This is a genomic window from Neorhizobium sp. T25_27, assembly GCF_002968565.1.
In the GTDB taxonomy this organism is placed as follows: Bacteria; Pseudomonadota; Alphaproteobacteria; order Rhizobiales; family Rhizobiaceae; genus Neorhizobium; species Neorhizobium tomejilense.
In genome coordinates this window covers 560,562-585,245 of record NZ_PVBJ01000001.1, presented here as the reverse complement: position 1 = coordinate 585,245, position 24,684 = coordinate 560,562, and the positions used below count along the sequence as shown (strand labels likewise).

Annotated in this window: 20 protein-coding genes and 1 pseudogene; 7 read left to right on the top strand and 14 right to left on the bottom strand. The window is 62.0% G+C overall.

Going from position 1 to position 24,684, the window contains the following annotated elements; genetic code table 11:
- The first annotated feature begins 2 nt into the window (after positions 1-2).
- The gene (locus C5J24_RS03010) at positions 3-1,901 is read left to right on the top strand and encodes an ABC transporter ATP-binding protein (RefSeq protein ID WP_105415484.1); all 1,899 of its coding nucleotides are present in this window, start codon (positions 3-5) and stop codon (positions 1,899-1,901) included.
- A 136-nt stretch (positions 1,902-2,037) separates the two neighbouring features.
- Here C5J24_RS03010 and mmsB read toward each other — a convergent pair whose 3' ends face one another.
- From mmsB to araD1, 6 genes and pseudogenes are all read right to left on the bottom strand, one after another.
- Positions 2,038-3,228, bottom strand: coding sequence for a multiple monosaccharide ABC transporter permease (gene mmsB, locus C5J24_RS03005; protein ID WP_105415482.1), 1,191 nt, complete (start codon positions 3,226-3,228; stop codon positions 2,038-2,040).
- A complete protein-coding gene (gene mmsA / locus C5J24_RS03000; protein WP_105415480.1) occupies positions 3,228-4,787 on the bottom strand; it encodes a multiple monosaccharide ABC transporter ATP-binding protein in 1,560 nt (519 codons plus the stop codon). The genes mmsB and mmsA overlap by 1 nt, the downstream gene beginning before the upstream one ends.
- A 57-nt stretch (positions 4,788-4,844) precedes the next feature.
- Complete coding sequence (gene chvE / locus C5J24_RS02995; RefSeq protein ID WP_245282809.1) at positions 4,845-5,876, bottom strand: multiple monosaccharide ABC transporter substrate-binding protein; 1,032 nt, start codon at positions 5,874-5,876, stop codon at positions 4,845-4,847.
- 117 nt (positions 5,877-5,993) lie between these two features.
- Positions 5,994-7,782, bottom strand: a pseudogene (locus tag C5J24_RS02990) (IlvD/Edd family dehydratase); the annotation flags it as partial.
- A 58-nt stretch (positions 7,783-7,840) separates the two neighbouring features.
- Positions 7,841-8,767, bottom strand: a complete 927-nt coding sequence (locus C5J24_RS02985) for a Gfo/Idh/MocA family protein (RefSeq protein WP_105415479.1) — start codon at positions 8,765-8,767, stop codon at positions 7,841-7,843.
- A 7-nt stretch (positions 8,768-8,774) separates the two neighbouring features.
- Entirely contained in the window at positions 8,775-9,767 is a 993-nt protein-coding gene (araD1, locus tag C5J24_RS02980) for an AraD1 family protein (RefSeq protein ID WP_105415476.1), read from the bottom strand.
- A 328-nt stretch (positions 9,768-10,095) separates the two neighbouring features.
- Here araD1 and ytfQ point away from each other — a divergent pair, with 328 nt between their 5' ends.
- The 5 genes from ytfQ to C5J24_RS02955 all read left to right on the top strand — a co-directional run bounded on the left by ytfQ (position 10,096) and on the right by C5J24_RS02955 (position 15,462).
- On the top strand, positions 10,096-11,055 hold the full coding sequence (gene ytfQ, locus C5J24_RS02975) for a galactofuranose ABC transporter, galactofuranose-binding protein YtfQ (RefSeq protein ID WP_105415474.1): 960 nt from the start codon (positions 10,096-10,098) through the stop codon (positions 11,053-11,055).
- 107 nt (positions 11,056-11,162) lie between these two features.
- Positions 11,163-12,689, top strand: a complete 1,527-nt coding sequence (locus tag C5J24_RS02970) for a sugar ABC transporter ATP-binding protein (protein WP_105415472.1) — start codon at positions 11,163-11,165, stop codon at positions 12,687-12,689.
- Positions 12,686-13,735: an ABC transporter permease gene (locus tag C5J24_RS02965; protein WP_105415469.1), complete on the top strand. Its 1,050-nt coding sequence runs from the start codon at positions 12,686-12,688 to the stop codon at positions 13,733-13,735. The genes C5J24_RS02970 and C5J24_RS02965 overlap by 4 nt, the downstream gene beginning before the upstream one ends.
- Positions 13,732-14,718, top strand: a complete 987-nt coding sequence (yjfF, locus tag C5J24_RS02960; RefSeq protein ID WP_105400686.1) for a galactofuranose ABC transporter, permease protein YjfF — start codon at positions 13,732-13,734, stop codon at positions 14,716-14,718. The genes C5J24_RS02965 and yjfF overlap by 4 nt, the downstream gene beginning before the upstream one ends.
- Entirely contained in the window at positions 14,719-15,462 is a 744-nt protein-coding gene (locus tag C5J24_RS02955) for a FadR/GntR family transcriptional regulator (RefSeq protein WP_037083382.1), read from the top strand.
- Positions 15,463-15,468: 6 nt separating this feature from the next.
- Here C5J24_RS02955 and C5J24_RS02950 read toward each other — a convergent pair whose 3' ends face one another.
- The 5 genes from C5J24_RS02950 to C5J24_RS02930 form a co-directional block, all read right to left on the bottom strand.
- On the bottom strand, positions 15,469-16,617 hold the full coding sequence (locus C5J24_RS02950) for a M20 family metallopeptidase (protein ID WP_105415467.1): 1,149 nt from the start codon (positions 16,615-16,617) through the stop codon (positions 15,469-15,471).
- 168 nt (positions 16,618-16,785) lie between these two features.
- Positions 16,786-17,646, bottom strand: a complete 861-nt coding sequence (locus tag C5J24_RS02945; protein ID WP_105415465.1) for a shikimate dehydrogenase — start codon at positions 17,644-17,646, stop codon at positions 16,786-16,788.
- 62 nt (positions 17,647-17,708) lie between these two features.
- Positions 17,709-18,722, bottom strand: a complete 1,014-nt coding sequence (locus tag C5J24_RS02940; RefSeq protein ID WP_046639129.1) for a TRAP transporter substrate-binding protein — start codon at positions 18,720-18,722, stop codon at positions 17,709-17,711.
- Positions 18,723-18,796: 74 nt separating this feature from the next.
- Positions 18,797-20,077 (bottom strand): TRAP transporter large permease, encoded by a 1,281-nt coding sequence (locus tag C5J24_RS02935; RefSeq protein ID WP_046633353.1) that lies wholly within the window; start codon positions 20,075-20,077, stop codon positions 18,797-18,799.
- Between the two features lie 10 nt (positions 20,078-20,087).
- A complete protein-coding gene (locus C5J24_RS02930; protein WP_105415463.1) occupies positions 20,088-20,651 on the bottom strand; it encodes a TRAP transporter small permease in 564 nt (187 codons plus the stop codon).
- Between the two features lie 294 nt (positions 20,652-20,945).
- Here C5J24_RS02930 and C5J24_RS02925 point away from each other — a divergent pair, with 294 nt between their 5' ends.
- Positions 20,946-21,584 (top strand): TetR family transcriptional regulator, encoded by a 639-nt coding sequence (locus tag C5J24_RS02925; protein ID WP_046608629.1) that lies wholly within the window; start codon positions 20,946-20,948, stop codon positions 21,582-21,584.
- Here C5J24_RS02925 and maiA read toward each other — a convergent pair.
- From maiA to hmgA, 3 genes are all read right to left on the bottom strand, one after another.
- On the bottom strand, positions 21,581-22,216 hold the full coding sequence (maiA, locus tag C5J24_RS02920) for a maleylacetoacetate isomerase (protein ID WP_105415461.1): 636 nt from the start codon (positions 22,214-22,216) through the stop codon (positions 21,581-21,583). The genes C5J24_RS02925 and maiA overlap by 4 nt on opposite strands.
- Positions 22,213-23,232: a fumarylacetoacetate hydrolase family protein gene (locus tag C5J24_RS02915; RefSeq protein ID WP_105415459.1), complete on the bottom strand. Its 1,020-nt coding sequence runs from the start codon at positions 23,230-23,232 to the stop codon at positions 22,213-22,215. The genes maiA and C5J24_RS02915 overlap by 4 nt, the downstream gene beginning before the upstream one ends.
- 86 nt (positions 23,233-23,318) lie before the next feature.
- Positions 23,319-24,683 carry a homogentisate 1,2-dioxygenase gene (gene hmgA / locus C5J24_RS02910; RefSeq protein ID WP_105415458.1) on the bottom strand — a complete coding sequence of 455 codons (1,365 nt, stop codon included), beginning with the start codon at positions 24,681-24,683 and terminating at the stop codon, positions 23,319-23,321.
- Position 24,684 lies beyond the last annotated feature (1 nt).

The following is a 24,684-nucleotide window of genomic DNA, read 5'->3' as shown; positions in this document are numbered from 1 at the left end:
ATATGGCCGAGGAACTGGAAACCGAACGCTCCGACGTTCGTGACGACGGCAGGCGCCCGCCCCGCGCGGTGGTCGGCTCGCACCGCATCGAAGAGGAAATCTTCGGCAAGGTCTTCGACAGCAACATCGTCAGGCGCATCTGGGGTTTCGTGCGGCCCTACCGCACCAAGATCTATTGGGCCGTGCTTGCGGTGCTGACCTTCACGGCCATGCAGCTCCTGATCCCGTTGATCATTCGTTACGCGATCGACCACGGCATGCAGGCGGGCAGCGACAGCCAGTCGATATTGATCTGGTCGATCGTTGCCTTTCTCGTGGCGATCCTCATCAATTTCGGGGCCAGCTATGCCCAGGAAACGCTGGTCGGCGGTGTGGCCGAAGACGTGCTCTTCGATATCCGCAGGGCGATGTTCACGCATCTGCAGCGCGTCTCGCTCTCCTGGATGGACAAGACGGAGGTCGGCCGCCTGATGTCGCGCCTGCAGGGCGACGTCAATTCCATGCAGGAATTCCTCGAAACCTCGGTTCTCTCGGTCGGCGATATCACCCTTTTGTTCGGCATCGTCTTCGTGATGCTGACGCTCGATTTCAAGCTCGGCCTGCTGACGCTCTGCGCCCTGCCCGTCCTCTTCGTCGTGCGCCTCTTCTGGCTGCCACGGGCGCGAAAATCGTTCATGGCCGCGCACGAAACCAACTCGATCGCCAACGGTGCGCTTGCCGAAGCCATCCATGGCGTGCGCGCCGTCCAGAGCATGGACCGCCAGAGCGTCAACTTCATGCTCTATGACGACAAGGCCCGCGCCAACCTCAACACGCATCTGAACGCAGCGAAATACGCCCAGGTGATGGTGCCGATCGTCGACTCGCTGACTGGCCTTGCGATGGCGCTGGTCGTCGTGGTCGGCGGCGCCCGCGTGCTCAACCAGGCGCTCGATGTCGGCGTCATGGTCGCCTTCCTGTTCTACATCCAGCGCTTTTTCGACCCGATCCGCTCGCTGACGCTGCAATATTCGGTGATGCAGCGCGCCATGGCATCCGGCCAGCGCCTGACCGAAGTGCTGGACGTGCCGGTCGACGTCCGGGATGCGCCGAACGCCAAGGTCCTCACATCGAGCATGGACGGCTCGGTCGAGTTCAAGGACGTGGTCTTCGGCTACAATCCCAAGCACCCCGTCCTGAAACATGTAAGCTTCAAGGTGAACCCGGGCGAGACGGTCGCGCTGGTCGGCCCGACGGGCTCGGGCAAGTCCAGCTGCATGTCGCTGATCCACCGTTTCTACGACGTGCAGCAGGGCCAGGTTCTGGTCGGCGGTCACGACGTGCGCGACCTGACGCAGGAATCGCTCGGCCGGCAGATCGCCATGGTGCTGCAGGAGCCGTTCCTGTTCACCGGAACGGTGTTCGAGAACATCCGCTACCACAAGACGGACGCGACACGGGAACAGGTGGTCGAGGCTGCCAAGGCGGTCGGCGCGCACGACTTCATCATGCGCATGCCGGAGGGTTACGAAAGCATCCTTGGCCAGCGCGGCGGCAATCTCTCGCTCGGCCAGCGCCAGCTTCTGAGCTTTGCCCGCGCGCTTGTGGCGGACGCGAAAATCCTGGTGCTCGACGAGGCGACCGCCAATATCGACAGCTATACCGAAATGCTGATCCAGAAGGCGCTCGTAAAGCTGCTCGAAGGCCGCACCGGGCTCGTCATCGCCCATCGCCTTGCGACCATCCGAGAGGCGGACCGTATCATCGTGCTGCAGAACGGCGAGCTGATCGAGAGCGGCAATCACCGCGAGCTGATGAAGAACAAGAAGCTCTATTCGAAGCTCTACAACCTCAACTACTCGTCCTTCGACGATATCCCAGAGGATGTCATCGAAGAGGCCGTGACCGAGCAGGCGACCTGAAGCCGGTCTGGATCGCTCCACTCATCGCCCCTGAAAGCCGTCGCGGTTTACAGGGCCAACCGCAAAAAAGCCCGGAGGCGTCTGACGCATCCGGGCTTTCTAGTTTCTTCTGGCAATCTTGAAGGAAGGTCTGGCCTTAGCGGCGCTGGTTGTAGACGTCGACGCAGACGGCGCCGAGCAGAACCAGGCCCTTGATCACCTGCTGGTAGTCGATGCCGATGCCGAGGATCGACATGCCGTTGTTCATCACGCCCATCAGGAAGGCGCCGATGACGGCACCCGTCACCTTGCCGACGCCGCCATAGGCGGATGCGCCACCAATGAAGCAGGCCGCGATTACGTCCAGTTCGAAGCCGGTACCGGCCTTCGGCGTAGCGCTGTTCAGTCGTGCGGCGACGACGAGGCCACCGAGAGCCGCAAGCACGCCCATGTTCACGAAGGTGAGGAACACCAGCCGCGTGGTTTTGATGCCGGAAAGCTCGGCTGCGCGGGCGTTGCCGCCGACCGCATAGATCTGCCTGCCGATCACCGTGCGGGTGGTGAGGAAGCTATAGGCGGCGATCAGCACCGCCATGATGATCAGCACGTTCGGCATGCCGCGATGCGACGAGATCAGGAAGGCGATGTAACCGACGCCCGCCAGGATCAGCAGGTTCTTGGCCACGAAGAAGCCGAACGGCTCCGTCTCGACGCCATGCGAAACGCGCCGCTTGCGGCTTGCGAAATTCTGCACGATGAGGATGACCGCAAGCACCAGCCCGAGCAGGAACGAGGTGATGTAGAGGCCGCCGGTCGACGAGATCAGTTCGACGACATAACCGGACGAAAGCTTCTGGAAAATCGGTGGGAAAGGACCGATTGCCTGGCTGCCGAGGATGGCGATCATCAGTCCGCGGAAGACCAGCATGCCTGCCAGTGTGACGATAAAGGACGGTATCTTGAAATAGGCGACGAAATAGCCCTGGGTCGCCCCGATCAAGCCGCCGACGGCAAGGCTGATGACGATGACGACGGCGAAGTTGATGCCCCACTGAACCATCAGCAACCCGGCAAAACCGCCGATGAAGCCCGCGACCGAACCGACCGACAGGTCGATATGGCCGGTGACGATCACCATCAGCATGCCAAGTGCCATGATGACGATATAGGAGTTCTGCAACACGATGTTGGTGACGTTGAGCGGCCTCAGGAGCACGCCGTCCGTGGCGATCTGGAAGAAGATGACGATCACGACCAGCGAGATCAGCATGCCGAAATCGCGCAGATTGTCCTTCAGAAAACCGCCCACGCTCTGAGGCGCCGATATCGTTTCCTGCGGAGTACTCATTATTCTCTCCCTTTGCGCCGCATGATGGCGCGCATGATATTTTCCTGCGTGGCTTCCTCGCCGGCCACTTCGCCGACAAACGCACCTTCGTGCATCACCACGATACGGTCGCAGATGCCGATCAGCTCGGGCATTTCCGACGAGATCACGATCACCGCCTTGCCCGCATCGGCGAGTTCGTTGATGATTGTGTAGATTTCATATTTCGCGCCGACATCGATACCGCGCGTCGGCTCATCGAGAATGAGCACGTCGGGACCGGTGAACAGCCATTTCGACAATACCACCTTCTGCTGGTTGCCGCCGGACAGCTTGCCGGTTTCCTGGTAGACGTTGTGGCTGCGGATGCGCATCCGGCCACGGAATTCCTGCGCCACTTTCATCTCTGCGATGTCGTCGATGACGCCGCGGGAAGAAACGCCGCCGAGATGGGCGAGCGAGACGTTCTTACGGATATCCTCCGAGAGAACCAGCCCGAGCTGCTTGCGGTCCTCGGTCACGTAGGCAAGGCCGGCCTTGATCGCCTTGTGGACGTCGGAAAGGTCGAGTTCCTTGCCGTGCAGCTTGGCGGTGCCGGTGACGTGGCGCCCCCAGGACCGGCCGAACAGGCTCATGGCGAATTCGGTGCGCCCGGCGCCCATCAGGCCGGAAATGCCCACGACTTCGCCTGACCGCACCTTCAGCGAGACGTTCTTCACCACCTGCCGGTCCGAGTGCATCGGATGATAGGCGGACCAGTTCTCGACTTCGAAGATGACGTCGCCGATCTTTGGTTCACGCTTCGGATAGCGGCTTTCCAGGTCGCGGTCGACCATGCGTCGCACGATCTCGTCTTCGTCGACGGGACCGGCATGGCAGTCCAGCGTGCCGACGGTGCGGCCGTCGCGCAGCACCGTGATGCGGTCGGCGACCTCGGAAATCTCGTTGAGCTTGTGCGAGATCATGATCGAGGTAATGCCGTTGCGGCGGAATTCCTTGAGAAGCTCCAAAAGCGCGGCACTGTCGGTCTCGTTGAGCGACGCGGTCGGCTCGTCGAGGATCAGCAGCCGCACGTCCTTGGACAGCGCTTTGGCGATTTCGACCAGCTGCTGCTTGCCGACGCCGATATTGGTGATCAGCGTATCCGGCTGTTCTGTAAGCCCCACCTTCGCAAGCAATGCCTGGGTGCGCTTGTGCCGTTCGCTTCGGTCGATCACCCCGCGGCTCGCCGGGGGATTGGTCAGGAAGATGTTTTCCGCGATCGACATCAACGGAATAAGTGCCAGTTCCTGATGGATGATGATGATGCCGAGCTTTTCGGAATCGTTGATGTCGCGGAAATGCCGCTCCTCACCCCCGAAAAAGATGGAGCCCTCGTAGGAACCGTGCGGATAAACGCCGGAAAGCACTTTCATGAGGGTCGATTTGCCAGCGCCGTTTTCGCCGACGAGGGCATGGATCTCACCCTCCTGAACGGCGAAGCTGACATCGGAAAGCGCCTTTACGGCGCCAAAGCTCTTCGAAATTGCCCGCATCTCGAGGATGGGTGGCTTTTCGGCAAGCGGAACGGGATCGAGCATGATCACTCCGAAAAAAAGGGTCCGCGCGGCAGAATACCACCGCGCGGATTAAAAGGCTTACTTAAGCTGCGATTCTTTGTAGTAACCGCCATCCACCAGAACCTGCTTCCAGTTGGTCTTGTCAACCACGACCGGCTTCAGGAGGTATGACGGAACGACCTTCTTGCCGTTGTCATAGGTCTTGGTGTCGTTGACAACAGGCTCCTTGCCGCTCATCGCAGCATCGACCATGTCGACGGTGACCTTGGCAAGATCGCGCGTGTCCTTGAAGATCGTCGAAGACTGCTCGCCGGCAATGATCGACTTGACGGACGGGACTTCTGCGTCCTGGCCGGTAACGATCGGCATCGCCTGACCGCCCGAACCGTAACCGACGCCCTTCAGCGACGACAGGATACCGATCGAGATGCCGTCATAGGGAGACAGAACGCCGTCCAGCTTCTTGCCGGAATAGGTCGACGAGAGGATTGCGTCCATGCGGGACTGGGCGGTTGCCGGGTCCCAGCGCAGCGTCGCGACCTTGTCCATGCCGACCTGGCCGCTGCCGACCTTCAGCACGCCCTTGTCGATCAGCGGCTGAAGCACGCTCATCGCGCCGTTGTAGAAGAAGAAGGCGTTGTTGTCGTCCGGCGAACCGCCGAAGAGTTCGATGTTGAACGGGCCCTTTTCGGTGTCGGCCTTGAGGCCCTTCACCAGCGAAGTAGCCTGCTGAACGCCGACCTGGAAATTGTCGAAGGTGGCGTAGTAGCTGACGTTTGGGGTATCGCGGATCAGGCGGTCATAGGCGATGACCTTGATCTTCTGGTCGGCGGCCTGCTGCAGCACGTCGGAAAGCGTCGTGCCGTCGATCGAGGCGATGACGAGAACCTTGGCGCCCTTGGTGATCATGTTTTCGATCTGTGCGAGCTGGTTCGGGATATCGTCTTCAGCGTACTGAAGGTCGGTCTTGTAACCGCGCTCTTTCAGAACCTTGACCATGTTGTCGCCGTCCGCGATCCAGCGGGCGGAAGACTTGGTCGGCATGGCGACGCCGACGAGGCCCTTTTCTTGCGCGCTGGCCGGAGCCGCAACGACCAGACCGGCCAACATGGCCGCGGTCGCGAGATATTTGAACATTCGCATGGATTACTCCTCCTTTGGAGCGGCTCCCTTCGAGCCGCCAATCTTGTCTAAGGGTGGTCCCCGCCACCCTGGGGACCGAAACGGTCAGTGATTGTCGCGCGGAATGCCGTTGGTCTGGGCAATCCGCTGGTATTTGACGGCCGGCTCCAGCACGGCGCCGGTTTCGAGCTGTCCGACGTAGTTGCGCTGGATTTCCTGCCAGGGCGTCTGATGCTTCGGGTACTGGTAGCCCCCCGCTGCTTCGAGTGCCTTGCGGCGCTCCGCCATCTCCTCGTCGGAGATCAGGATGTCCGCGGTGCCGCGACCAACATCGATGCGCACGCGGTCGCCGGTCCGCAGGATGGCAAGACCGCCACCGGCTGCTGCTTCCGGCGAGGCATTGAGGATCGACGGGCTGCCCGAGGTTCCCGATTGGCGGCCGTCGCCGATGCAGGCGAGCGACGAGATGCCCTGCTTCAGGAGATAGTCCGGCGCGCGCATGTTGACGACTTCGGCAGCGCCCGGATACCCGATCGGGCCGGCGCCGCGCATGAACAGGACCGTATGCGCGTCGATTTCGAGCGAAGGATCGTCGATCCGGTGATGATAGTCTTCCGGCCCGTCGAACACGACCGCCCTGCCTTCGAAGGCCTCCGGATCGTTCGGGTTGGAAAGATAACGCTGACGGAATTCCGGCGAGATGACGCTGGTCTTCATGATCGCCGAAGAGAAGAGGTTGCCGCGCAGCACCCGGAAGCCCGCATGGGCCTTCAAAGGCTCGTCGTAGCGGCGGATGACCTTCTCGTCTTCGATGATCGCTCCACGGCAGTTCTCGCCGATCGTCTTGCCGTTGACCGTCATGGCGTTCTCATGGATGAGGCCCTGGGTCATCAGCTGGTTGACGACTGCAGGCACGCCGCCGGCGTGATAATAGTCCTCGCCGAGATACTCGCCAGCCGGCTGCAGGTTGACGAGCAGCGGCACTTCCTCGCCGTAGGTCTGCCAGTCGTCCACGGTGAGTTCCACGCCGATATGACGGGCAAGCGCGTTCAGATGGATCGGCGCGTTGGTCGAACCGCCGATCGCCGAATTGACGCGGATGGCGTTGATGAAGGCTTCCTTGGTCAGGATCTCGGAAGGCTTCAGGTCTTCCTTGACCATCTCGACGATGCGAAGGCCGGTCAGGTAGGAGACCTCCTGCCGGTCGCGATAGGGCGCCGGGATCGCGGCAGAGCCCGGAAGCTGCATGCCGAGCGCTTCGGCAAGCGAATTCATCGTCGTCGCCGTGCCCATCGTGTTGCAATAACCGGTGGACGGCGCCGAGGAGGCGACGAGCTTCACGAAGCCTGCATAGTCGATCTCGCCCTTGGCCAGCAGCTCGCGAGCCTTCCAGACGATGGTGCCGGAGCCGGTGCGCTCGCCACGGAACCAGCCGTTCAGCATCGGACCGACCGACAGCGCGATCGCCGGAATGTTGACGGTGGCCGCCGCCATCAGACAGGCCGGCGTGGTCTTGTCGCAGCCGATCGTCAGCACGACGCCATCGAGCGGATAGCCATAGAGCACTTCCACGAGGCCGAGATAGGCAAGGTTGCGGTCAAGGCCGGCGGTCGGGCGCTTGCCCGTTTCCTGGATGGGATGGACCGGGAATTCGATGGCGATGCCGCCCGCCTCGCGGATACCCTCGCGCAGACGATGCGCCAGTTCCAGATGATGCCGATTGCACGGCGAAAGATCGGAACCCGTCTGGGCGATGCCGATGATCGGCCGGTCGGACTGCAGTTCGGCCTGGCTGAGACCGAAATTCATGTAGCGCTCGAGGTAGAGCGCCGTCATGTCCACATTCGACGGGTTATCGAACCACGCGCGAGAGCGGAGCTTGCGGACCTCCTGGCGGCGCTGGTCGGTTTCGGCGATCTCGTTCGAGGTTACGTTTTCGGAATTGGTCATCATCAGTCCTCAAATACGTCTGTTTGAATGCGCCGGCCCAGCATAAAGGCATCGGCGACATGCACCAGCGGCGAGAAATCGGTGTCGCTGCGGCTTTCTGCCACCAGCGTCACGAAATCACGATAGAGATTGCGGTATTCCTTGTCTTCCTCGACGATCGCGCTTTTGCCGTCGACGAAAAGGCGGCTGCCGCCATGGGTCAGAACGATCGGGCCCTCGTCGGTCTCGACGCGGATATCCCAGGTCTGCGGCCCGGTCTGGCGCCAGTCGAACTCGGCCAGGACCGGAACTCCGCCATCGGTCTCGAAAGAGAGGCTTGCCGCGATCGGGGCCGCCCGGTTGGCCGGGAAGGTCAGTTCGGAACGGGTGAGGTGAAAGCTTTCCGGCAGGATGCGCGTGACGATCGACAGCGCGTTGATGCCGGGATCGAAGACGCCGAGGCCACCCGGCTCCCAGATCCAGGCCTGACCGGGATGCCAATGGCGGACGTCTTCCTTCCATTCCACCGCAACGCTGCGAATCCTGCGTTTGGCGAGCAGCGCCCGCGCCGGCTCGACAGCTGCGGCGGCGCGCGAATGCCAGGTTGAAAACAGCGAGACGCCTTTTTCCCTGGCAAGCTTCTCCAGCGCGTAGACTTCCGAAAGCGTCGCACCCGGCGGCTTTTCGAGCATCACATGCTTGCCGGCATCGAGTGCCGCCTTTGCCTGTTCGAAGCGCCCGACGGGCGGCGTACAGAGAGAAACAGCGTCGAACTTGACGTCCGAAGCGAGCAGATCGCCGATCTCATGGAAACAGGCGATGTCGTCGAGCTTGGCGTGACGGCTGGCGACAGCCACGAGTTCGATGCCGTCGGTTGCCTCGATCGCGCCGAGATGCTGATCCCTTGCGATCTTTCCAAGCCCGACAATGGCGACGCGAATGGGAGCCATGGCCGCCTCAGAGCTTCTTGATTGTCACGGGCGTGTCCGCCGCGACAGTCAGCCGGTTGACGAGCGGCAGTTTGAAGGGAGCCGCGGAAATCTCAAACACATCGCCCGGCTCCGTCTTGATCCCCTCGGAGAACGACAGCGTCGCCGTTCCGAAGAAATGCACATGCAGATCGCCCGGCTGGCGGAAGATATCGTATTTGAAATTATGATGTTCGAGGTTGGCGATCGTGTGCGACATGTTCGCCTCGCCCGAGAGGAACGGCTTTTCGAAGATCACCTCGTCGCCGCGCCGCACGAGTGACGTGCCTTCCACGTGATCCGGCAGGTCGCCGACCAGAAGTTCCGCGCCGAGTGCCGCCTGGCGGAGCTTGGAATGGGCGAGCCAGAGATAGTTGCCCTTCTCGGTCACGTGGTCGGAAAATTCGTTTGCGAGACAGAAGCCCAGCCGGAAGGGCGTGCCGTCCGGACCGATCAGATAGATGCCCGCCAGTTCCGGCTCCTCGCCGCCATCGAGCGCGAAGGCCGGCGATACCAGATCGCTGCCGGTGGCGCGAAGCTGCGAGCCGTTGCCCTTGTAGAACCATTCCGGCTGCACGCCGGCCTCGCCGGGTTTCGGCTTGCCGCCTTCGACGCCCATCAGGAACATGCGCATCGAATCGGTCGGCTTTTCCGCCGCCTGTGCCGCCTTGTGCATCTTGTCGCGACCGTCGGCCGAGCCGAGATGGGTCAAACCGGTGCCCGCGACAATGAAATGCGCGGGGTCCGGATGGGTGATCGGCAGGCCAAGGCGCCCCTCGCCCGTGGCCTTTTCAAGATCGACGACATCGCCGAGACCGGCCGATTCGATCCGCTGAGCCAATGTCTGGCCGGCGGCAATCGCTTGGCAGGCAAGATCATAGGTAGACGAGACGCCGTTCACCGCCCGGGCAGCACCTTCGCCATCCCACGCGACAACAATAGACGCACCAGCGCCATCCAAGACCTGAAGAACCCGCAACATCGATTTAATCACCCAAATGCTTCCAATACCAACATGACGTCTCCTGTCGCCATGCCACTCCTCCCATCAGAACCATCAGGCCCGATGTAGTCATTAATACGACTATTGGATTGGCATCGGGCTTGTCAAGGAGGAGGAAAACCGCTTCCGGCAATCCAGATCTTTTTAAGAATGCCATTTATCCCAGGGATTCAATCGATTGTTGCCCTCGAAAGTGGCAGGATGCCGCCTTTCTTGCAATTTCTTCAAAAATAGCGCTTGAAAAAGTAATATTATATGCCAATCCTTGGGCGGTCAGTTCGCTTTATCATCTCTGGGAGGATTTAGGATGAAAAGAGCTCTCGCGGCAGCTGTAGCCGCTCTTACCCTATCGTTGGCATCCGGCGTTTCCGCCGCGTCCCTTACAGTCGGTTTCTCGCAGATCGGATCCGAATCCGGCTGGCGCGCCGCCGAAACCACGGTCACCAAGCAGGAAGCCGAAAAACGCGGCGTTACCCTGAAGTTTGCCGATGCGCAGCAGAAGCAGGAAAACCAGATCAAGGCGATCCGTGGCTTCATCGCCCAAAAGGTCGACGCGATCTTCATCGCACCGGTGGTCGCCACCGGCTGGGATGCGGTTCTCAAGGAAGCCAAGGAAGAGAAAATCCCGGTCATCCTGCTCGACCGCGACATCGACGCACCGAAGGACCTCTACCTGACGGCCGTCACCTCCGACCAGGTGTTCGAAGGCAAGGTCGCCGGCGACTGGCTGGTCAAGGAAATCGGCTCCAAGACCTGCAAGGTCGTGGAACTTCAGGGCACGACCGGTTCTTCGCCGGCCATCAACCGCAAGAAGGGTTTCGAACAGGCGATCACCGGCCATTCCAACATCAAGATTGCCCGCTCGCAGACCGGCGACTTCACCCGCACCAAGGGCAAGGAAGTCATGGAAAGCTTCATCAAGGCTGAAGGCGGCGGCAAGGATATCTGCGCGGTCTATGCCCACAACGACGACATGGCCGTCGGCGCCATCCAGGCGATCAAGGAAGCCGGCTTGAAGCCCGGTACCGACATCAAGGTCGTCTCGATCGACGCCGTGCCGGATATCTTCCAGGCGATGGCCAAGGGCGAAGCCAATGCGACGGTCGAGCTGACGCCGAACATGGCCGGCCCCGCCTTCGAAGCCCTCAATGCCTATCTCAAGGACAAGAAGGCTCCGCCGAAGTGGATCCAGACGGAATCGAAGCTCTACACCGCCAAGGATGACCCGATGAAGGTCTACGAAGCCAAGAAGGGTCTCGGTTACTGACCTCCCGCCGCCCGGCTCCACCTCATACCCCTTAGAGCCGGGCAACTCAGCAACCGGAGCGGTGCATCTCGCCGCTCCGGTTCTTCGATAGACGCGGGACTTTAGGCATGTCGGATACAAACTCACTTTTGGAAGCCTGGGGCATCGGCAAGGCCTTCCTCGGCATCACGGCGCTCGACGCCGTCGACTTCACGCTCGAGCGCGGCGAAATCCATGCGCTGCTCGGCGAAAACGGCGCCGGTAAATCGACTCTGATCAAGATCCTGACCGGGGTCTACAGCCGCGATCACGGCACCATGCGCCTCGACGGCGCGGAGGTGACGCCGGCCAGCGTCGCGGAGGCGCAAGGCCTCGGCATCGGCACCGTCTACCAGGAGGTCAATCTCCTCGAAAACCTGACGGTCGCTGAAAACCTCTTCCTCGGCCGCCAGCCGCGCCGTTTCGGCCTGATCGACCGCCGCGAAATGCGCCGCCGCTCGAAGGCGCTTCTGGAACGCTACGGCCTCGATATCGACGTCGACGCCCTGCTCTCGTCCTATTCCGTTGCCGTCCGCCAGCTTGTCGCCATCGCCCGCGCCGTCGATCTGTCCGGCAAGGTCCTGGTGCTCGACGAGCCGACCGCCAGCCTCGACGCCCACGAGGTGGAGATGTTGTTTGTCGTCCTGCGCCGGCTGCGCGAGGAAGGCCTCGGCATCATCATCATCACCCATTTCCTCAACCAGGTTTATGCGGTCGCCGACCGTGTCACGGTTTTGCGCAACGGCCGGCTCGTCGGTACCCGCAAGCTCGCCGAACTGCCGCGGCTGGAGCTGATCTCGATGATGCTCGGCCGCGAGCTGCAGCACATCACCCGTGAGCATCAGGCGCAGGAAGAAACCATCGCCTCGACGGCCGAAGCGCCGATCCGCTTCTCGGGCTACGGCAAGCGCGGCAGCGTCGCACCTTTCGATCTGGACATCCGGCCCGGCGAAGTGGTCGGCGTTGCGGGTCTGCTCGGCTCCGGCCGCACCGAGACCGCCTTCCTGCTTTTCGGCATCGACCGTGCCGACAGCGGCACGGCAACCGTCGACAACCAGCAGGTCGCCCTCTCCTCTCCGGAAGCGGCGATTGCCAACGGCTTCGGCTTCTGCCCGGAAGAACGCAAGACGGACGGAATTATCGGGGATTTTTCCGTCGCGGATAATATCGCGCTTGCGGTGCAGGCTCGCCAGGGCTGGGCAAAACCGATCTCCTCGCGGGAAAAGGCAGCCCTTGCCGAAAGCTTCATCAAGTCGCTGGATATCCGGCCGGCCGATGCCAACAGGCAGATGAAATTCCTCTCCGGCGGCAACCAGCAGAAGGCGATCCTCGCCCGCTGGCTGGCGACCGGGCCCCGTTTGCTGATCCTCGACGAACCGACGCGCGGCATCGATATCGGCGCGCATGCGGAAATCCTGAAAATGATCGAAAAACTCTGCGCCGATGGCATGTCGCTGGTGGTCATCTCCTCGGAACTGGAGGAACTGACCGCCATCGCCCACCGTGTCATCGTGCTTTCCGACCGCAAGCATATCGCCGAGCTCAAGGGCGATCGGGTGACTGCCGACAACATCATGCAGGCGATCGCAGCGCCGGGCCACACGGAGGCAGCATGATGGACCGCTTTACCCGCCGGCTGAAACGGCTGGCACCCCAGATCATCGCGCTTGCGGTCATCCTCGCTCTGATCACAGCAGTTGCGCCGGGGTTCCTCAACGTCTCCTTCCAGAACGGCCGGCTCTACGGCAGCCTGATCGACATCCTTGTGCGCGCCGCCCCCGTTGCGCTGTTGACGATCGGCATGACGCTGGTCATCGCCACCCGCGGTATCGATCTCTCGATCGGCGCCGTGATCGCCATCTGCGGCGCGGTGGCCGCGACGCTGATCGCACACGATTATCCGCTGCCGGTCGTGATCCTGATCTCGCTCGGCGTCGGCCTCGCCTGCGGCCTGTGGAACGGCGTGCTGGTCGCCCTGCTCGACATCCAGCCGATCATCGCCACGCTGATCCTGATGGTGGCCGGCCGCGGCATCGCCCAGCTGATCACCGAAGGCGTCATCCTCACCTTCAACAACGACAGCTTCGCGGCGCTCGGCTCCGGTTCGCTCGGCGGCATTCCGATCCCGATCCTCATCTGGGTCTGCGCGGCACTGATCATCGGCCTGCTGGTGCGCCGCTCCGCACTCGGCTTCCTGATCGAGGCGACCGGCATCAACCGCCGCGCCGCGACCCTTGCCGGTGTGCGCGCTCGCTTCCTGCTGTTCTTCGTCTATGCGATCTCCGGCATCTGCGCCGCCATCGCCGGCCTGATCGTCACCGCTGATATCCGCGGCGCCGATGCAAACAATGCCGGTCTCTGGCTTGAGCTCGACGCGATCCTCGCCGTGGTCATCGGCGGCACCTCGCTGAATGGCGGACGGTTTTCCATCACCGCATCGCTGATCGGCGCGCTGATCATCCAGTCGATCAACACAGGCATTCTGGTCTCGGGTTTCCCACCGGAATTCAACCTGATCATCAAGGCCGGTATCATCATCGTCGTCCTGACCCTGCAGTCGCCGGCGATCATGGCGCTGTTCGGCTTCGTCAAGGCCTCGCGGCGCAAGGGCGAGACCGCATCCCGCGAGACATCCCATAAGGCGGAAGGAACGGTTCGATGATCCATACCCGCAACCTGCCCTTCGTCACCACGCTCGGCATCTTCGTCATCGCCTATGCCCTCTGCGTGCTGCAGTTTCCGAACATGCTGTCGATGCGTGTCATCGGCAACCTTCTGACAGACAACGCCTTTCTCGGCATCGCCGCGGTCGGCATGACTTTTGTCATCCTGTCGGGCGGCATCGATCTGTCGATAGGCTCGGTGATCGCCTTTACCAGCGTTTTCGTCGCCGTCCTGGTCGGCTCCCTCGGCGTTCACCCGCTGATCGCCTTTGCGGCCGTCCTGGTCATCTCGACCCTTTTCGGCAGCCTGATGGGAGCGATGATCCGTTATCTCGGCATTCCGCCCTTCGTGGTGACGCTCGCCGGCATGTTTTTGGCCCGCGGTGCTGCTTACCTGATCTCGACGGAATCCGTGCCGATCAGCCACGAGATGATCGACACGATCCAAGGCTTCTACTTCCGCTTCCCGGGCGGCGGCCGTCTGACCATGCTTGCCATGCTGATGCTGCTGGTGTTCGTCGTCGGCGCCTTCGTCGCGGCTCGCACCCGCTTTGGCGCCAATGTCTATGCGATCGGCGGCAGCGAGCAGTCGGCCGAGCTGATGGGTGTCCCCGTCGGCTCCACGACGGTCGGCATCTATGCGCTGTCAGGCTTCCTCTCGGGCCTCGCCGGCATTGCCTATACGCTCTATACCTCGTCCGGTTATTCGCTGGCGACGGTCGGCGTCGAACTCGATGCGATCGCGGCCGTCGTCATCGGCGGCACGTTGCTGACCGGCGGCGTCGGCCTGGTCGCGGGAACGTTCATCGGTATTCTGATCCAGGGCTTGATCCAGACTTACATCGTCTTCGACGGCACGCTGTCGTCGTGGTGGACGAAAATCGTCATTGGCATCCTGCTCTTCGTCTTCATTGTATTGCAGCGCGGAATCATCTGGTATTCAAACCGGCGACTGGCCGAGAGCCGGCTGAAGGAGATCTGAGTGGGACTTCTGGAAACGACGATCAGTGGGCGAAAGCGCCGCAGCAACCACGCGCATGTGGTGGCGGAGCTCGGCCGGGGGATCGTTTCCGGCAAGATCCCGGAAGGCTCCCTGCTGCCCGGCGATACCGAGCTTTCGGCCCGTTTCGGCGTGTCCCGCACGGTGTTGCGGGAATCCATGAAGACGCTCGCCGCCAAAAGGCTGGTCGAAGCCAAGGCCAAGGTCGGCACGCGCGTGCTCGACAAGGCCAGCTGGAACTTCTTCGATTCTGACGTGCTCGGCTGGCGTTTCGAATCTGGGCTGGATTTCGAATTCATCGAGCATCTCGCCGAAATGCGCATGGCACTGGAACCGGCAGCAGCAGCAGCAGCAGCGCTGCGCGCCTCCAGCGACGACATCGTTGCGCTCTACGCGATCGCCGCGAAATTCGACGATCTCTCCCATACGCCGGAAACCATCGCCAAGGTGGACCTCGAATTCCACCTCGCCATCGCCCGCATGTCGGGCAATCCGTTCATGCGCTCGGCGAGCGCGCTGATCGAGGCGGCGCTTGCCATTTCCTTCCAGCTCTCCTCGCCGGCTGCCTCGCCGGAAAAGATCGACGAGGTCGCTACCAACCACCTGAGGATCGCCCATGCGGTCGCCTCGCGTGATCCTGACAGGGCGATCTCCGCCATGCGGCACGTCATCGAGGTCGGCAAGATCCGCATCGCCAACTCGTTCGAAGTGACCCTGCCTGCCTGAGACGGGTTATCTCACGTCGAGCGAGATCATCAGGTTGGCGAGCAGGGCGGTGCGCGGCGCAACACTGCTGACGAAGATATGCTCGTTGAACGTATGGGCGCCGGCACCGTCTGCACCGAGCCCGTCGAGCGTCGGCACACCGAGCGCTGCCGTGAAATTGCCGTCCGAGCCGCCGCCCGTCGTCATTCCTTCCAGCGCGATGCCGAGACCCTCGGCGATCTCTGCCGCCACGTCGAAGAGACGCCTGCCTTCATCCGACTGCGCGAAGGGCGGACGGTTCATCTGGCCGTCGATTTCAAAGGTGATATCCGGATCGACAGGCTTCATCGCCTCGATCTTGCCGGTTATCTCCCTGGCCATCACATCGTCGGGAACACGAACGTCAACCTGCAGGCGGCATTCCGCCGGCACGGTATTGCGGCCCGTCCCGCCCTGGATCGTCCCGACCGTGACGGTAACGCCGCGCTCGGTGTCGTTGAGCGCCTCAAGCTCCAGAACCAGCCGGGCGGCGGCGCGAATGGCACTGCGACCATCCTGCGGCCTTGTACCGGCGTGCGAGGCATGCCCCCGCACGGTGACATCGTACATTGCGACCCCTTTGCGGGCGACGACGATCTTGCCGCCGTCGCGGGCAGGTTCCACCACCAGCGTATAACCTGCATTCTTCGCCGCCTCTTCCATGAAGGCGCGGGACGACAGGCTTCCCATCTCTTCGTCGGGCACGAAAATCAGGTCGATCGGCATCCTGCTGCCGTGCCTGACGGCGAGCTTCATCGCCTCGAGCGCCATCAGCGCGCCGGACTTCATGTCGTAGATGCCGGGGCCATAGAGCTTGTCCCCCTCCTGACGCAGCGGCAACTGGTTATCGATCACGCCCACCGCATGCACGGTGTCGAGATGCGCCAGTATCAAGACGGTCTTTTCGTTGCTGCCCGCCGGGCGCGGAGAGCGGATCGCCAGGATATCGCCGAAACCGAGCTTGCCCGGCACCCGCTCCATCTCCAGACCGGCCGCCTTGCCGATCGCCTCGACCCGATCCGCCAATACATTGACAGCCGAGGCGTTAGGCGTCGGCGTCTCGATCTCGACCCACTGCTTCAACTCGGCGATAAGAGCCTTGTCGTCGATGTCTTTGGCGGAAATGGCAAGCGTCATGGCAATAACCCTGGGCGTTCTTCGGCGGGGATGATGCCGCAGAAGGTGCGGCCCGGCCACTATAGTCGGCCAAGCCAGGATCGCCAGACCCACTGCCGACGCGAGCGGCAAAAATCGCAGGCGCTCCAGATGACCACTATGTGACGAGCAGGACCGGAAAATCTTCCGTCAGACTGTCAGTACCTCGAAATGCTGGAGCATGCGGGCGGCATCCGGCTGCCGGCCGGTGAACAGCTGAAAGGCGCCGACTGCCTGGAAGACGGCCATGCCGCCGCCGTTCAGCACCCGGCAGCCGCGTTGCCTGGCAACGCTCAGCAGCTCGGTCTCGAGCGGGAAATAGACGATCTCCGCCACCCAGTGATGCGGCCGGAGAAGTTCCGGCGGCAGCGGCAGGCCCGGATATTTTGCCATGCCGGTCGGCGTAGCATGAATGATGCCCGAAACGTCCTGCATCGCCGAAACGATATCCGATGATGCTTGTATCGCGGCGTCCGGAAAGAGCACCGACATCGTTTGGGCAAGCTGCTCGGCCCGATCAGGCTCGCGATCGAACACCGTGAGTGCCTTCAGACCGAGGGACAGGATCGCGTAGGCCGTCGCAACCCCTGCGCCACCGGCGCCGATCTGAACCGCCGCGCTCAAATCGGCCCCCGGCAGACCGCGCCGGAAACTTTCGGCGAAACCCCACCAGTCGGTATTGTGGCCAAAACGCTTGCCGTCCTTCAGCACCACCGTATTGACGGCGCCGAGCGCCCTCGCCTCGTCGGAGAGTTCGTCGAGGTAGGGAATGACCAGTTGCTTGCAGGGGTGTGTGATGTTGAGGCCAATCAGCCCGCGTGCTTCCGCGTCGTCCAGAAGCTCCGGCAGGCTGCTCGGCGTCAGCCCGAGCTGATTGAGATCGATCAGCTCGTATTCATATGAAAACCCCTGGGCAGCACCTTCCTTCATGTGCATGGCCGGCGTCAGCGAGGCCTGGATGCCGGCGCCGATCAGCCCGGCCTTCAAGGGTTTCAGCAATGTCTCGGCCATGGGTATCCCGCCTCGTTTTGGTGGAAGAGCCGGCCCGCCGTAAAGACGGGCCGGCGCGGATGTTACTTCTTGCGGACGGCGTCCAGTTCCTTGAAGAGCAGCGAGACGGTATCGGCACCCACATCGGCGCTGAACTTGTCGATCAGCGGCTTCACGGCATCGCGGATCTTCTGGGTTTCAGCGGCGTTGAGTTCGGTGACCTGCATGCCGGTCTTCTTGATCTCGTCGAGCGCCTTGGCGTCCGCTTCGCGGGAAACCTTGCGCTGGAAGTCGCGGGCTTCGGTCGCAGCCGACTGGAGAATGCCCTTCTCCTCGTCGTTGAGGCCGTCCCAGAACTTCTTGCTGACCAGCACGATCTGCGGATTGTACTGGTGACGGGTGACCGTCAGGTACTTCTGCACTTCGTAGAACTTGGCATTGAGGATGTTCGCGAACGGATTTTCCTGGCCGTCGACCGTACCGGTTTCAAGCGCGGTGTAGAGTTCCGTATAAGGGAGCGGCACCGCGTTGGCGCCGAGGCTGTTGAACAGCTCGATCGGGATCGGCGACTGCAGCGTGCGGATCTTCAGGCCCTTGATGTCTTCGAGCTTGGTGACCGCGCGGCGATTGTTGGTGAGGTTGCGGAAGCCGAGTTCCCAGTAGGCGAGACCGACGAGCCCGGTCGCCGGCAGCTTTTCGGAAAGGCTCTTGCCGAAGGCGCCGTCCATGACCTTGTCGGCTTCTTCCCCGCTGTTGAACAGGAACGGCAGGTCGACGGCGCCGAACGCCTTGACGTTGCTCGACAGGATGCCGGCATTCAGCACCAGCATCTCGACCACGCCGCCCTGCAGCGCGGAGACGGTCTGCACGTCGCCGCCGAGCACGCCGCCCGGAAACAGCTTGACGTCGATCTTGCCGCCGCTCTTCGCCTTGACGATCTCGGCGAATTTTTCCATGCCGGTGACCTGCGGATGGCCCTTGTTGTTGGCGGCTGCGAACTTCAGCGTATGCGCACGGACTTCGGCGGATGCCGTGCCGGCAAACAGCATCACCGGCAAGGCGATCCCGAGCGCCAGTTTCATCATCGTGTTGAACATGCTTTCCTCCCACTGGTGGCCGGGGTCCCCCACGGCCGGTTGATATGTACTTGGTTGGCAGAAGCTTCCCGGCCTCAACGCCCGAACCAGGCGACCGGCACGGTCACCAGTTGCGGGAAGAGGACGAGAAGGAAGAGAACGATCAGTTCGGCGATCAGGAAGGGCATCACGCCCTTCATCAGGTCTTCCATCGACAGCTTGGAGACCCCGCAGATGACGTTGAGCACAGTGCCCACCGGCGGCGTGATCAGGCCGATCGAGTTGTTGATGATAAAAAGGACGCCGAAATAGACCGGATCGATGCCCGCCTGCTTGATGATCGGCATCAGCACCGGCGTCATCACCAGAATGGTCGGCGTCATGTCCATCGCGGTACCGACCAGGACGATCAGCACCATGATCGCGAGCAGCAGCAGCGTCTGGTTGTCCATCAGCGGCTCCAGCAGGGCGACGAGATCGCCGGGTACGTCGGCAACCGTGATCAGCCAGGCGGAAACCGCAGCACAGGCGACCAGGAACATCACGACAGCGGTGATCTTCGCCGCCGCCACGAAGACGTTGAAGAGTTCGGACGGCGCAAGCTCGCGATAAACGACCATCGAGACGAACAGCGAATAGACGGCGGCGACGACGCCGGCTTCGGTCGGCGTGAACACGCCGAACTTCAGTCCGACGATGATGATGACAGGCAGCATCAGCGCCCAGATGCTGTCGACGAGCGCCTTGACGCGCACCTCGCGGCTCTGCCTCGGAGGCAGTTCGAACTGCTCCTTGCGGGCGACGATCAGCCAGGTGATGCAGAGCGCCAGCGCGATTAGCAGGCCGGGAACGATGCCGGCGAGGAAGAGCTTGGTAATCGAGACGCCGCCGATGACGCCATAGAGGATGAAGCCGATCGAGGGCGGGATGATCGGCCCGATGACCGAGGCCGATGCCAGCAGTCCGCCGGTCCGCGCCGGATCATGGCCCGACTTGATCATCATCGGATAGAGAAGCGCACCGAGTGCCGCAGCGTCGGCCACCGCAGAACCGGAAAGGCTCGACAGAACGCAGGCGGCGAAGATCGCCACGAAGCCGAGACCACCGCGCACGTGGCCGACCAGGGCCATGGCGAGATTGACGATGCGCTTCGACAGGCCGCCGGTATTCATCACCTCGCCGGCAAGCAGGAAGAAGGGAACGGCCATCAGCGGAAAGCTGTCGGCGCCGTTCAGCACGTTCTGTGCGACGATCTGGGCGTCGAAGATGTCCATGTACATCATCAGCGCCACGCCGCTGAGGATGAGCGCAAAGGCGATCGGCACGCCGAGTGCCATGGGACCGAGAAGGGCGCCGAGGAAAATAGTGAGCGTCATCGGTTTCTCCTCAGACCTTGGTGACGCCGGCGGCGACCGCGGCTTCCGGATGATGGTCGAGAGCCACTTCCTCCTCGCTGTCGCGCACCAGTTGGGCAGTCGCGATATCGATGCGGCCGGTGGCCACCTGGAAGGCGTCCCAGAGGATGATGAGGAAGGTCGGAACCCCGAAGGCGAGGCCGGCGCCGTAAAACCAGCCCATCGAGATGCCGGTTGCCGGCATTGTGGCAGGCAGGTTGATCAGCGTCTGCGTCCAGCTTCCGCTGATCAACAGCCATGTGGCGACGAGCATCAGCCCCTGCCCCATTAGCACGGCGATCCTGGCACTTGTCGGCGGCAGCCGCTTCAGAAGCGAATCGACACCGAGGTGGCCGTGTTCGCGCATCGCAACGACGCCACCGAGAAACGTCAGCCAGATGAAGAAGACCCGCGACAGCTCTTCCGAAACGGTGATCCCCTGATTGAAGGCATAACGCAGCACGACATTGCCAAAGACAAGCACCACCATGCCTGCCAGAAGCAGGGCGATGACGACCTTCAGCGCGAAGAAATAGAAATCGATGATTCGTGTCACTTCCGTCCTCCCAAGGCTTCCGTCACCGGATGTCGATAGCGGCCTCCGCTGATGCGGCTGGCCAATCGGTCCTTTGACGAGATAACCTCCGCCGGGACCGCCTCCTCAGGGATCGACCGGCAATTCGGATAAAATGTACGAACTAGTGCGTATGTCAAGCGCCATCTATTGAAAGCCTCACGCAGGCCCATTATGACTTTGGAACAAATGCGAAAATTCGATGTGGACAATCAGTTGTCCACAAGGCCTGTTTCTGTGAGCATGGCGGACAAAACGGTGAAGGCGGATTCGGGGATGGCGGCGAAACGCGAAAACGGCAGGAAAAACGATCCGCAGCGCACCCAGGAAGACATCCTGGATGTGGCGACGGAGGAATTCACGACCCATGGCCTTGCCGGCGGCCGCGTCGATGCGATCGCGGAGAAGACCCGCACCTCGAAACGGATGATCTATTATTATTTCGGCAGCAAAGAGGGGCTCTACCTCGCCGTGCTCGAGCGGGCCTACCGCAAGATCCGCACGCTGGAAGAAGACCTGCAGCTTTCCAACCTGCCCCCGGAACAGGCGCTGCGGGTGCTGATCTCGACGACCTTCGAACATGACGAGGCCAATCCGGAATTCGTCCGGCTGGTCAGCATCGAGAACATCCACCACGCCGCACATATGCTGCGGTCCGAGGCGATCCGCGACCTGAACGTCTCGGTCATCGAGACCATTGCGGCGATCCTTGATCGCGGCGTCGCGGCCGGTGTATTTGCCCGCAAAGCCGATCCGATCGACATTCACATGCTGATCAGTGCCTTCTGCTTCTTCCGCGTCTCCAACCGTTATACGTTCGGAACGATCTTCCGCCGCGACCTTTCAGAACCGGCGACCATGGAGCGCCACAAGGGCATGATCGCCGACGCGGTGATCAGCTACCTGAAGACTTAGCGAGCAGCCTTGTCGGGATGGGCGTTGGCGAACGGTTTCAGTTCGGCGCAGCGGTCGGCGATCTCGACAAGTTTCGGGCAGGCCGAAAGATCGACGCTCCATCGGCGCGCGTTGTAGACCTGCGGCACGAGGCAGATATCCGCCATCCCCGGCCGGTCGCCGTGACAGAATGTGCCGGTCGAACGGGAATTAAGCAGTATCTCGAAGGCAGCAAGCCCTTCCCCGATGAACTTCTGCATCCAGGCCGGCCGGGCGTCGTCGCCACCGCCGGTCAGCGATAAGACATGGCCGACAACGTGCGTGTTGCAGACCGGATGGATTTCCATGGCGATGACATAGGAAAGCGCCCTCACCCGCTGCCGCCCGACGGAATCGCCCGGCAGGAAGGCGCCGCCGCGCGTCTCGTCGAGATATTCGATCACCGCCAGCGACTGGGTAAAACTGTGGCCGTCGATTTCCAGCACCGGCACCAGCCCCTGCGGGTTGCGGGCGAGATGTTCCTGCGACCTGTGCTCCTTGGCGAGGATGTCGACCGGAACCGTGCGGAATGTTTCGGCCGCCATGTTCAGGGCGATCCTCAGCCGATAACTCGCCGAGGACCGCCAGTAGTCGTAGAGAACCGTATCGCTCATCCTGCCTTCTCGTATCTCGTCACGGTCTGTTCGATCGCACCGAAGATCGAATGCCCCTTGTCGTCCTTCATCTCGATCCGCACCGTATCTCCGAAATGCAGGAAAGGCGTCTTCGGAACGCCGAAGTTGATCGTCTCGATGGTGCGGATTTCGGCGATGCAGGAATAACCGGCTCCGCCATCGGCAACCGGCTTGCCGGGACCTCCGTCGAGCTTGTTGGAGACCGTGCCCGAACCGATGATCGTGCCGGCGATCAGCGGCCGCGTCTTCGCCGCATGGGCGATCAGTTGCGGAAAGTCGAAGGTCATGTCGACGCCGGCATTGGCCCGGCCGAACGGCTTGCCGTTCAGATCGACCTTGAGCGGCAGGGAAAGCTTGCCGCCGTCCCAGGCCGAACCCAGCTCATCGGGCGTGACCGCGACCGGAGAAAAAGCGGAGGACGGTTTCGACTGGAAGAAGCCGAAACCCTTGGCGAGTTCGGATGGGATCAGCCCGCGCAAGGATACGTCGTTGACGAGAAGCACGAGGCGGATCGCCTCCCGCGCCTCATCCACGGACGCGCCCATGGGCACGTCGCCGAGGATCACCGCGACCTCGCCCTCCATATCGGCGCCCCAGGCTTCATTTTCGAGCAGGATCGGATCGCGAGGCCCGAGGAAACTGTCGGACCCGCCCTGGTAGATCAGCGGATCGGTCCAGAAGCTCTCCGGCATGTCCGCATCGCGCGCCCGGCGCACCAGCTCGACGTGATTGACGTAGGCCGATCCGTCCGCCCACTGGTAGGCACGCGGCAGCGGCGATGCCGCATCATGTTCATGGAAACGGATGGTCGGCTGCGCACCGGTCTCGATACCGTCCGCCACCCGTTCGAGCCGCGGACCGACATACGCCCAGTCGTCGAGCGCTGCCTGGAGGGTCCGGGCGATATGGCCGACCTCCGAGCACTGGGTCAGGTCTTTCGAGACGACGACTAGGCGGCCGTCGCGGGTGGAATCCTTCAGTGTCGCGAGCTTCATGAATGAGTGTTTCCCGTTTTATCGTTGGTATTGCTCTCAGAATGTGTGGAGATCGCGCAAGAAGGCAACCGTTATGTCGCGCCGCCTCACTTGATCCCCGGCGTACCGTCGAACTTTCGCTCGAGGCCTGACCAGCAATCCACGTAATTGTCCTGCAACGTCTCCAGATCCGCCGCGAATTTGGTGAGCTGCTGCGGGAAACGGGTTTCGAACATGAAGGCCATGGTGTTTTCGAGCTTGACGGGTTTCAGCTCGCCGTTCGAGGCCTTCTCGAAGCCGGTGAAGTCAGGCCCGTGCGGCAGCATCATGTTGTGCAGGCTCATGCCGCCCGGCACGAAGCCCTCCTCCTTGGCATCGTAGCGGCCGTAGATCAGGCCCATGAACTCGCTCATGATGTTGCGGTGATACCAGGGCGGACGGAACGTGTGCTCGGCCACCAGCCAGCGCGGCGGGAAAATCACGAAATCGACATTGGCGGTTCCCTCCTCTCCCGAGGGAGCGGTCAGAACCGTGAAGATCGACGGATCGGGATGGTCGAAAAGAATGGCGCCGACCGGCGAAAAGGTGCGCAGGTCGTATTTGTAGGGTGCGTAATTGCCGTGCCAGGCGACCACGTCGAGCGGCGAATGGCCGATCTCGGTCAGATGGAAGGAACCGCACCATTTCACCTGCACGCGGCAGGGCGTCTCCTTGTCCTCGTAGGCCGCCACCGGCGTCTTGAAATCGCGCGGATTGGCAAGGCAGTTGGCGCCGACCGGACCGCGATCCGGCAGGGTGAACTTGGCGCCGTAATTCTCGCAGATATACCCGCGCCAGACTTTTTCCTCGCCGAGCCGGGTCACCTTGAACATGGTTCCGCGCGGGATGATGCAGATCTCCGAAGGCTCCAGATCCATCTTGCCAAGTTCGGTGAAAACGCGGATCGAACCGACTTCCGGCACGATCATCATTTCGCCGTCGGCATTGAAGAAATAGTCGTCCACCATGTCGGTGTTGAAGACATAGACATGCGCCGCCATGCCTGACTGGGAGAGCGCATCGCCCGCAGTCGTCATGGTGCGGATACCTTCGAGGAAGTTCAGCTGTTCCGTCGGCGCCGGCACAGGGCTCCAGCGAAGCTGGCCGAGCGCCAGCGAATGTTGGGCAACGTGGGGCGCGGTCTTCCACAGTGGATAGTCGATCTTCCTGAACCGGCCGGTGTGGCGCACGCTCGGTCGGATGCGATAGAGCCAGGAACGCTCGTTGGTGCCGCGCGGCGCGGTGAAAGGCGAACCGGAGAGCTGTTCCGCATAAAGCCCGTAATTGCATTTCTGCGGGCTGTTCTGCCCCTGCGGGAGGGCGCCCGGCAGGCTCTCGGTTTCGAAATCGTTACCGAAACCCGGCATATAGCCGAGGGTCTCGGCATTCGCCCCGGTAAACTGCGTGGCGTTCGGATCGATCTTGTCCAGCATG

Excerpts from the sequence above, each read along its gene's own strand:
- C5J24_RS03010 (WP_105415484.1), top strand. The coding sequence starts at position 3 with ATGGCCGAGGAACTGGAAACCGAACGCTCCGACGTTCGTGACGACGGC.
- mmsB (WP_105415482.1), bottom strand. The coding sequence starts at position 3,228 with ATGAGTACTCCGCAGGAAACGATATCGGCGCCTCAGAGCGTGGGCGGT.
- mmsA (WP_105415480.1), bottom strand. The coding sequence starts at position 4,787 with ATGCTCGATCCCGTTCCGCTTGCCGAAAAGCCACCCATCCTCGAGATG.
- chvE (WP_245282809.1), bottom strand. The coding sequence starts at position 5,876 with ATGTTGGCCGGTCTGGTCGTTGCGGCTCCGGCCAGCGCGCAAGAAAAG.
- C5J24_RS02985 (WP_105415479.1), bottom strand. The coding sequence starts at position 8,767 with ATGGCTCCCATTCGCGTCGCCATTGTCGGGCTTGGAAAGATCGCAAGG.
- araD1 (WP_105415476.1), bottom strand. The coding sequence starts at position 9,767 with ATGTTGCGGGTTCTTCAGGTCTTGGATGGCGCTGGTGCGTCTATTGTT.
- ytfQ (WP_105415474.1), top strand. The coding sequence starts at position 10,096 with ATGAAAAGAGCTCTCGCGGCAGCTGTAGCCGCTCTTACCCTATCGTTG.
- C5J24_RS02970 (WP_105415472.1), top strand. The coding sequence starts at position 11,163 with ATGTCGGATACAAACTCACTTTTGGAAGCCTGGGGCATCGGCAAGGCC.
- C5J24_RS02965 (WP_105415469.1), top strand. The coding sequence starts at position 12,686 with ATGATGGACCGCTTTACCCGCCGGCTGAAACGGCTGGCACCCCAGATC.
- yjfF (WP_105400686.1), top strand. The coding sequence starts at position 13,732 with ATGATCCATACCCGCAACCTGCCCTTCGTCACCACGCTCGGCATCTTC.
- C5J24_RS02950 (WP_105415467.1), bottom strand. The coding sequence starts at position 16,617 with ATGACGCTTGCCATTTCCGCCAAAGACATCGACGACAAGGCTCTTATC.
- C5J24_RS02945 (WP_105415465.1), bottom strand. The coding sequence starts at position 17,646 with ATGGCCGAGACATTGCTGAAACCCTTGAAGGCCGGGCTGATCGGCGCC.
- C5J24_RS02940 (WP_046639129.1), bottom strand. The coding sequence starts at position 18,722 with ATGTTCAACACGATGATGAAACTGGCGCTCGGGATCGCCTTGCCGGTG.
- C5J24_RS02935 (WP_046633353.1), bottom strand. The coding sequence starts at position 20,077 with ATGACGCTCACTATTTTCCTCGGCGCCCTTCTCGGTCCCATGGCACTC.
- C5J24_RS02925 (WP_046608629.1), top strand. The coding sequence starts at position 20,946 with ATGGCGGCGAAACGCGAAAACGGCAGGAAAAACGATCCGCAGCGCACC.
- maiA (WP_105415461.1), bottom strand. The coding sequence starts at position 22,216 with ATGAGCGATACGGTTCTCTACGACTACTGGCGGTCCTCGGCGAGTTAT.
- C5J24_RS02915 (WP_105415459.1), bottom strand. The coding sequence starts at position 23,232 with ATGAAGCTCGCGACACTGAAGGATTCCACCCGCGACGGCCGCCTAGTC.
- hmgA (WP_105415458.1), bottom strand. The coding sequence starts at position 24,683 with ATGCTGGACAAGATCGATCCGAACGCCACGCAGTTTACCGGGGCGAAT.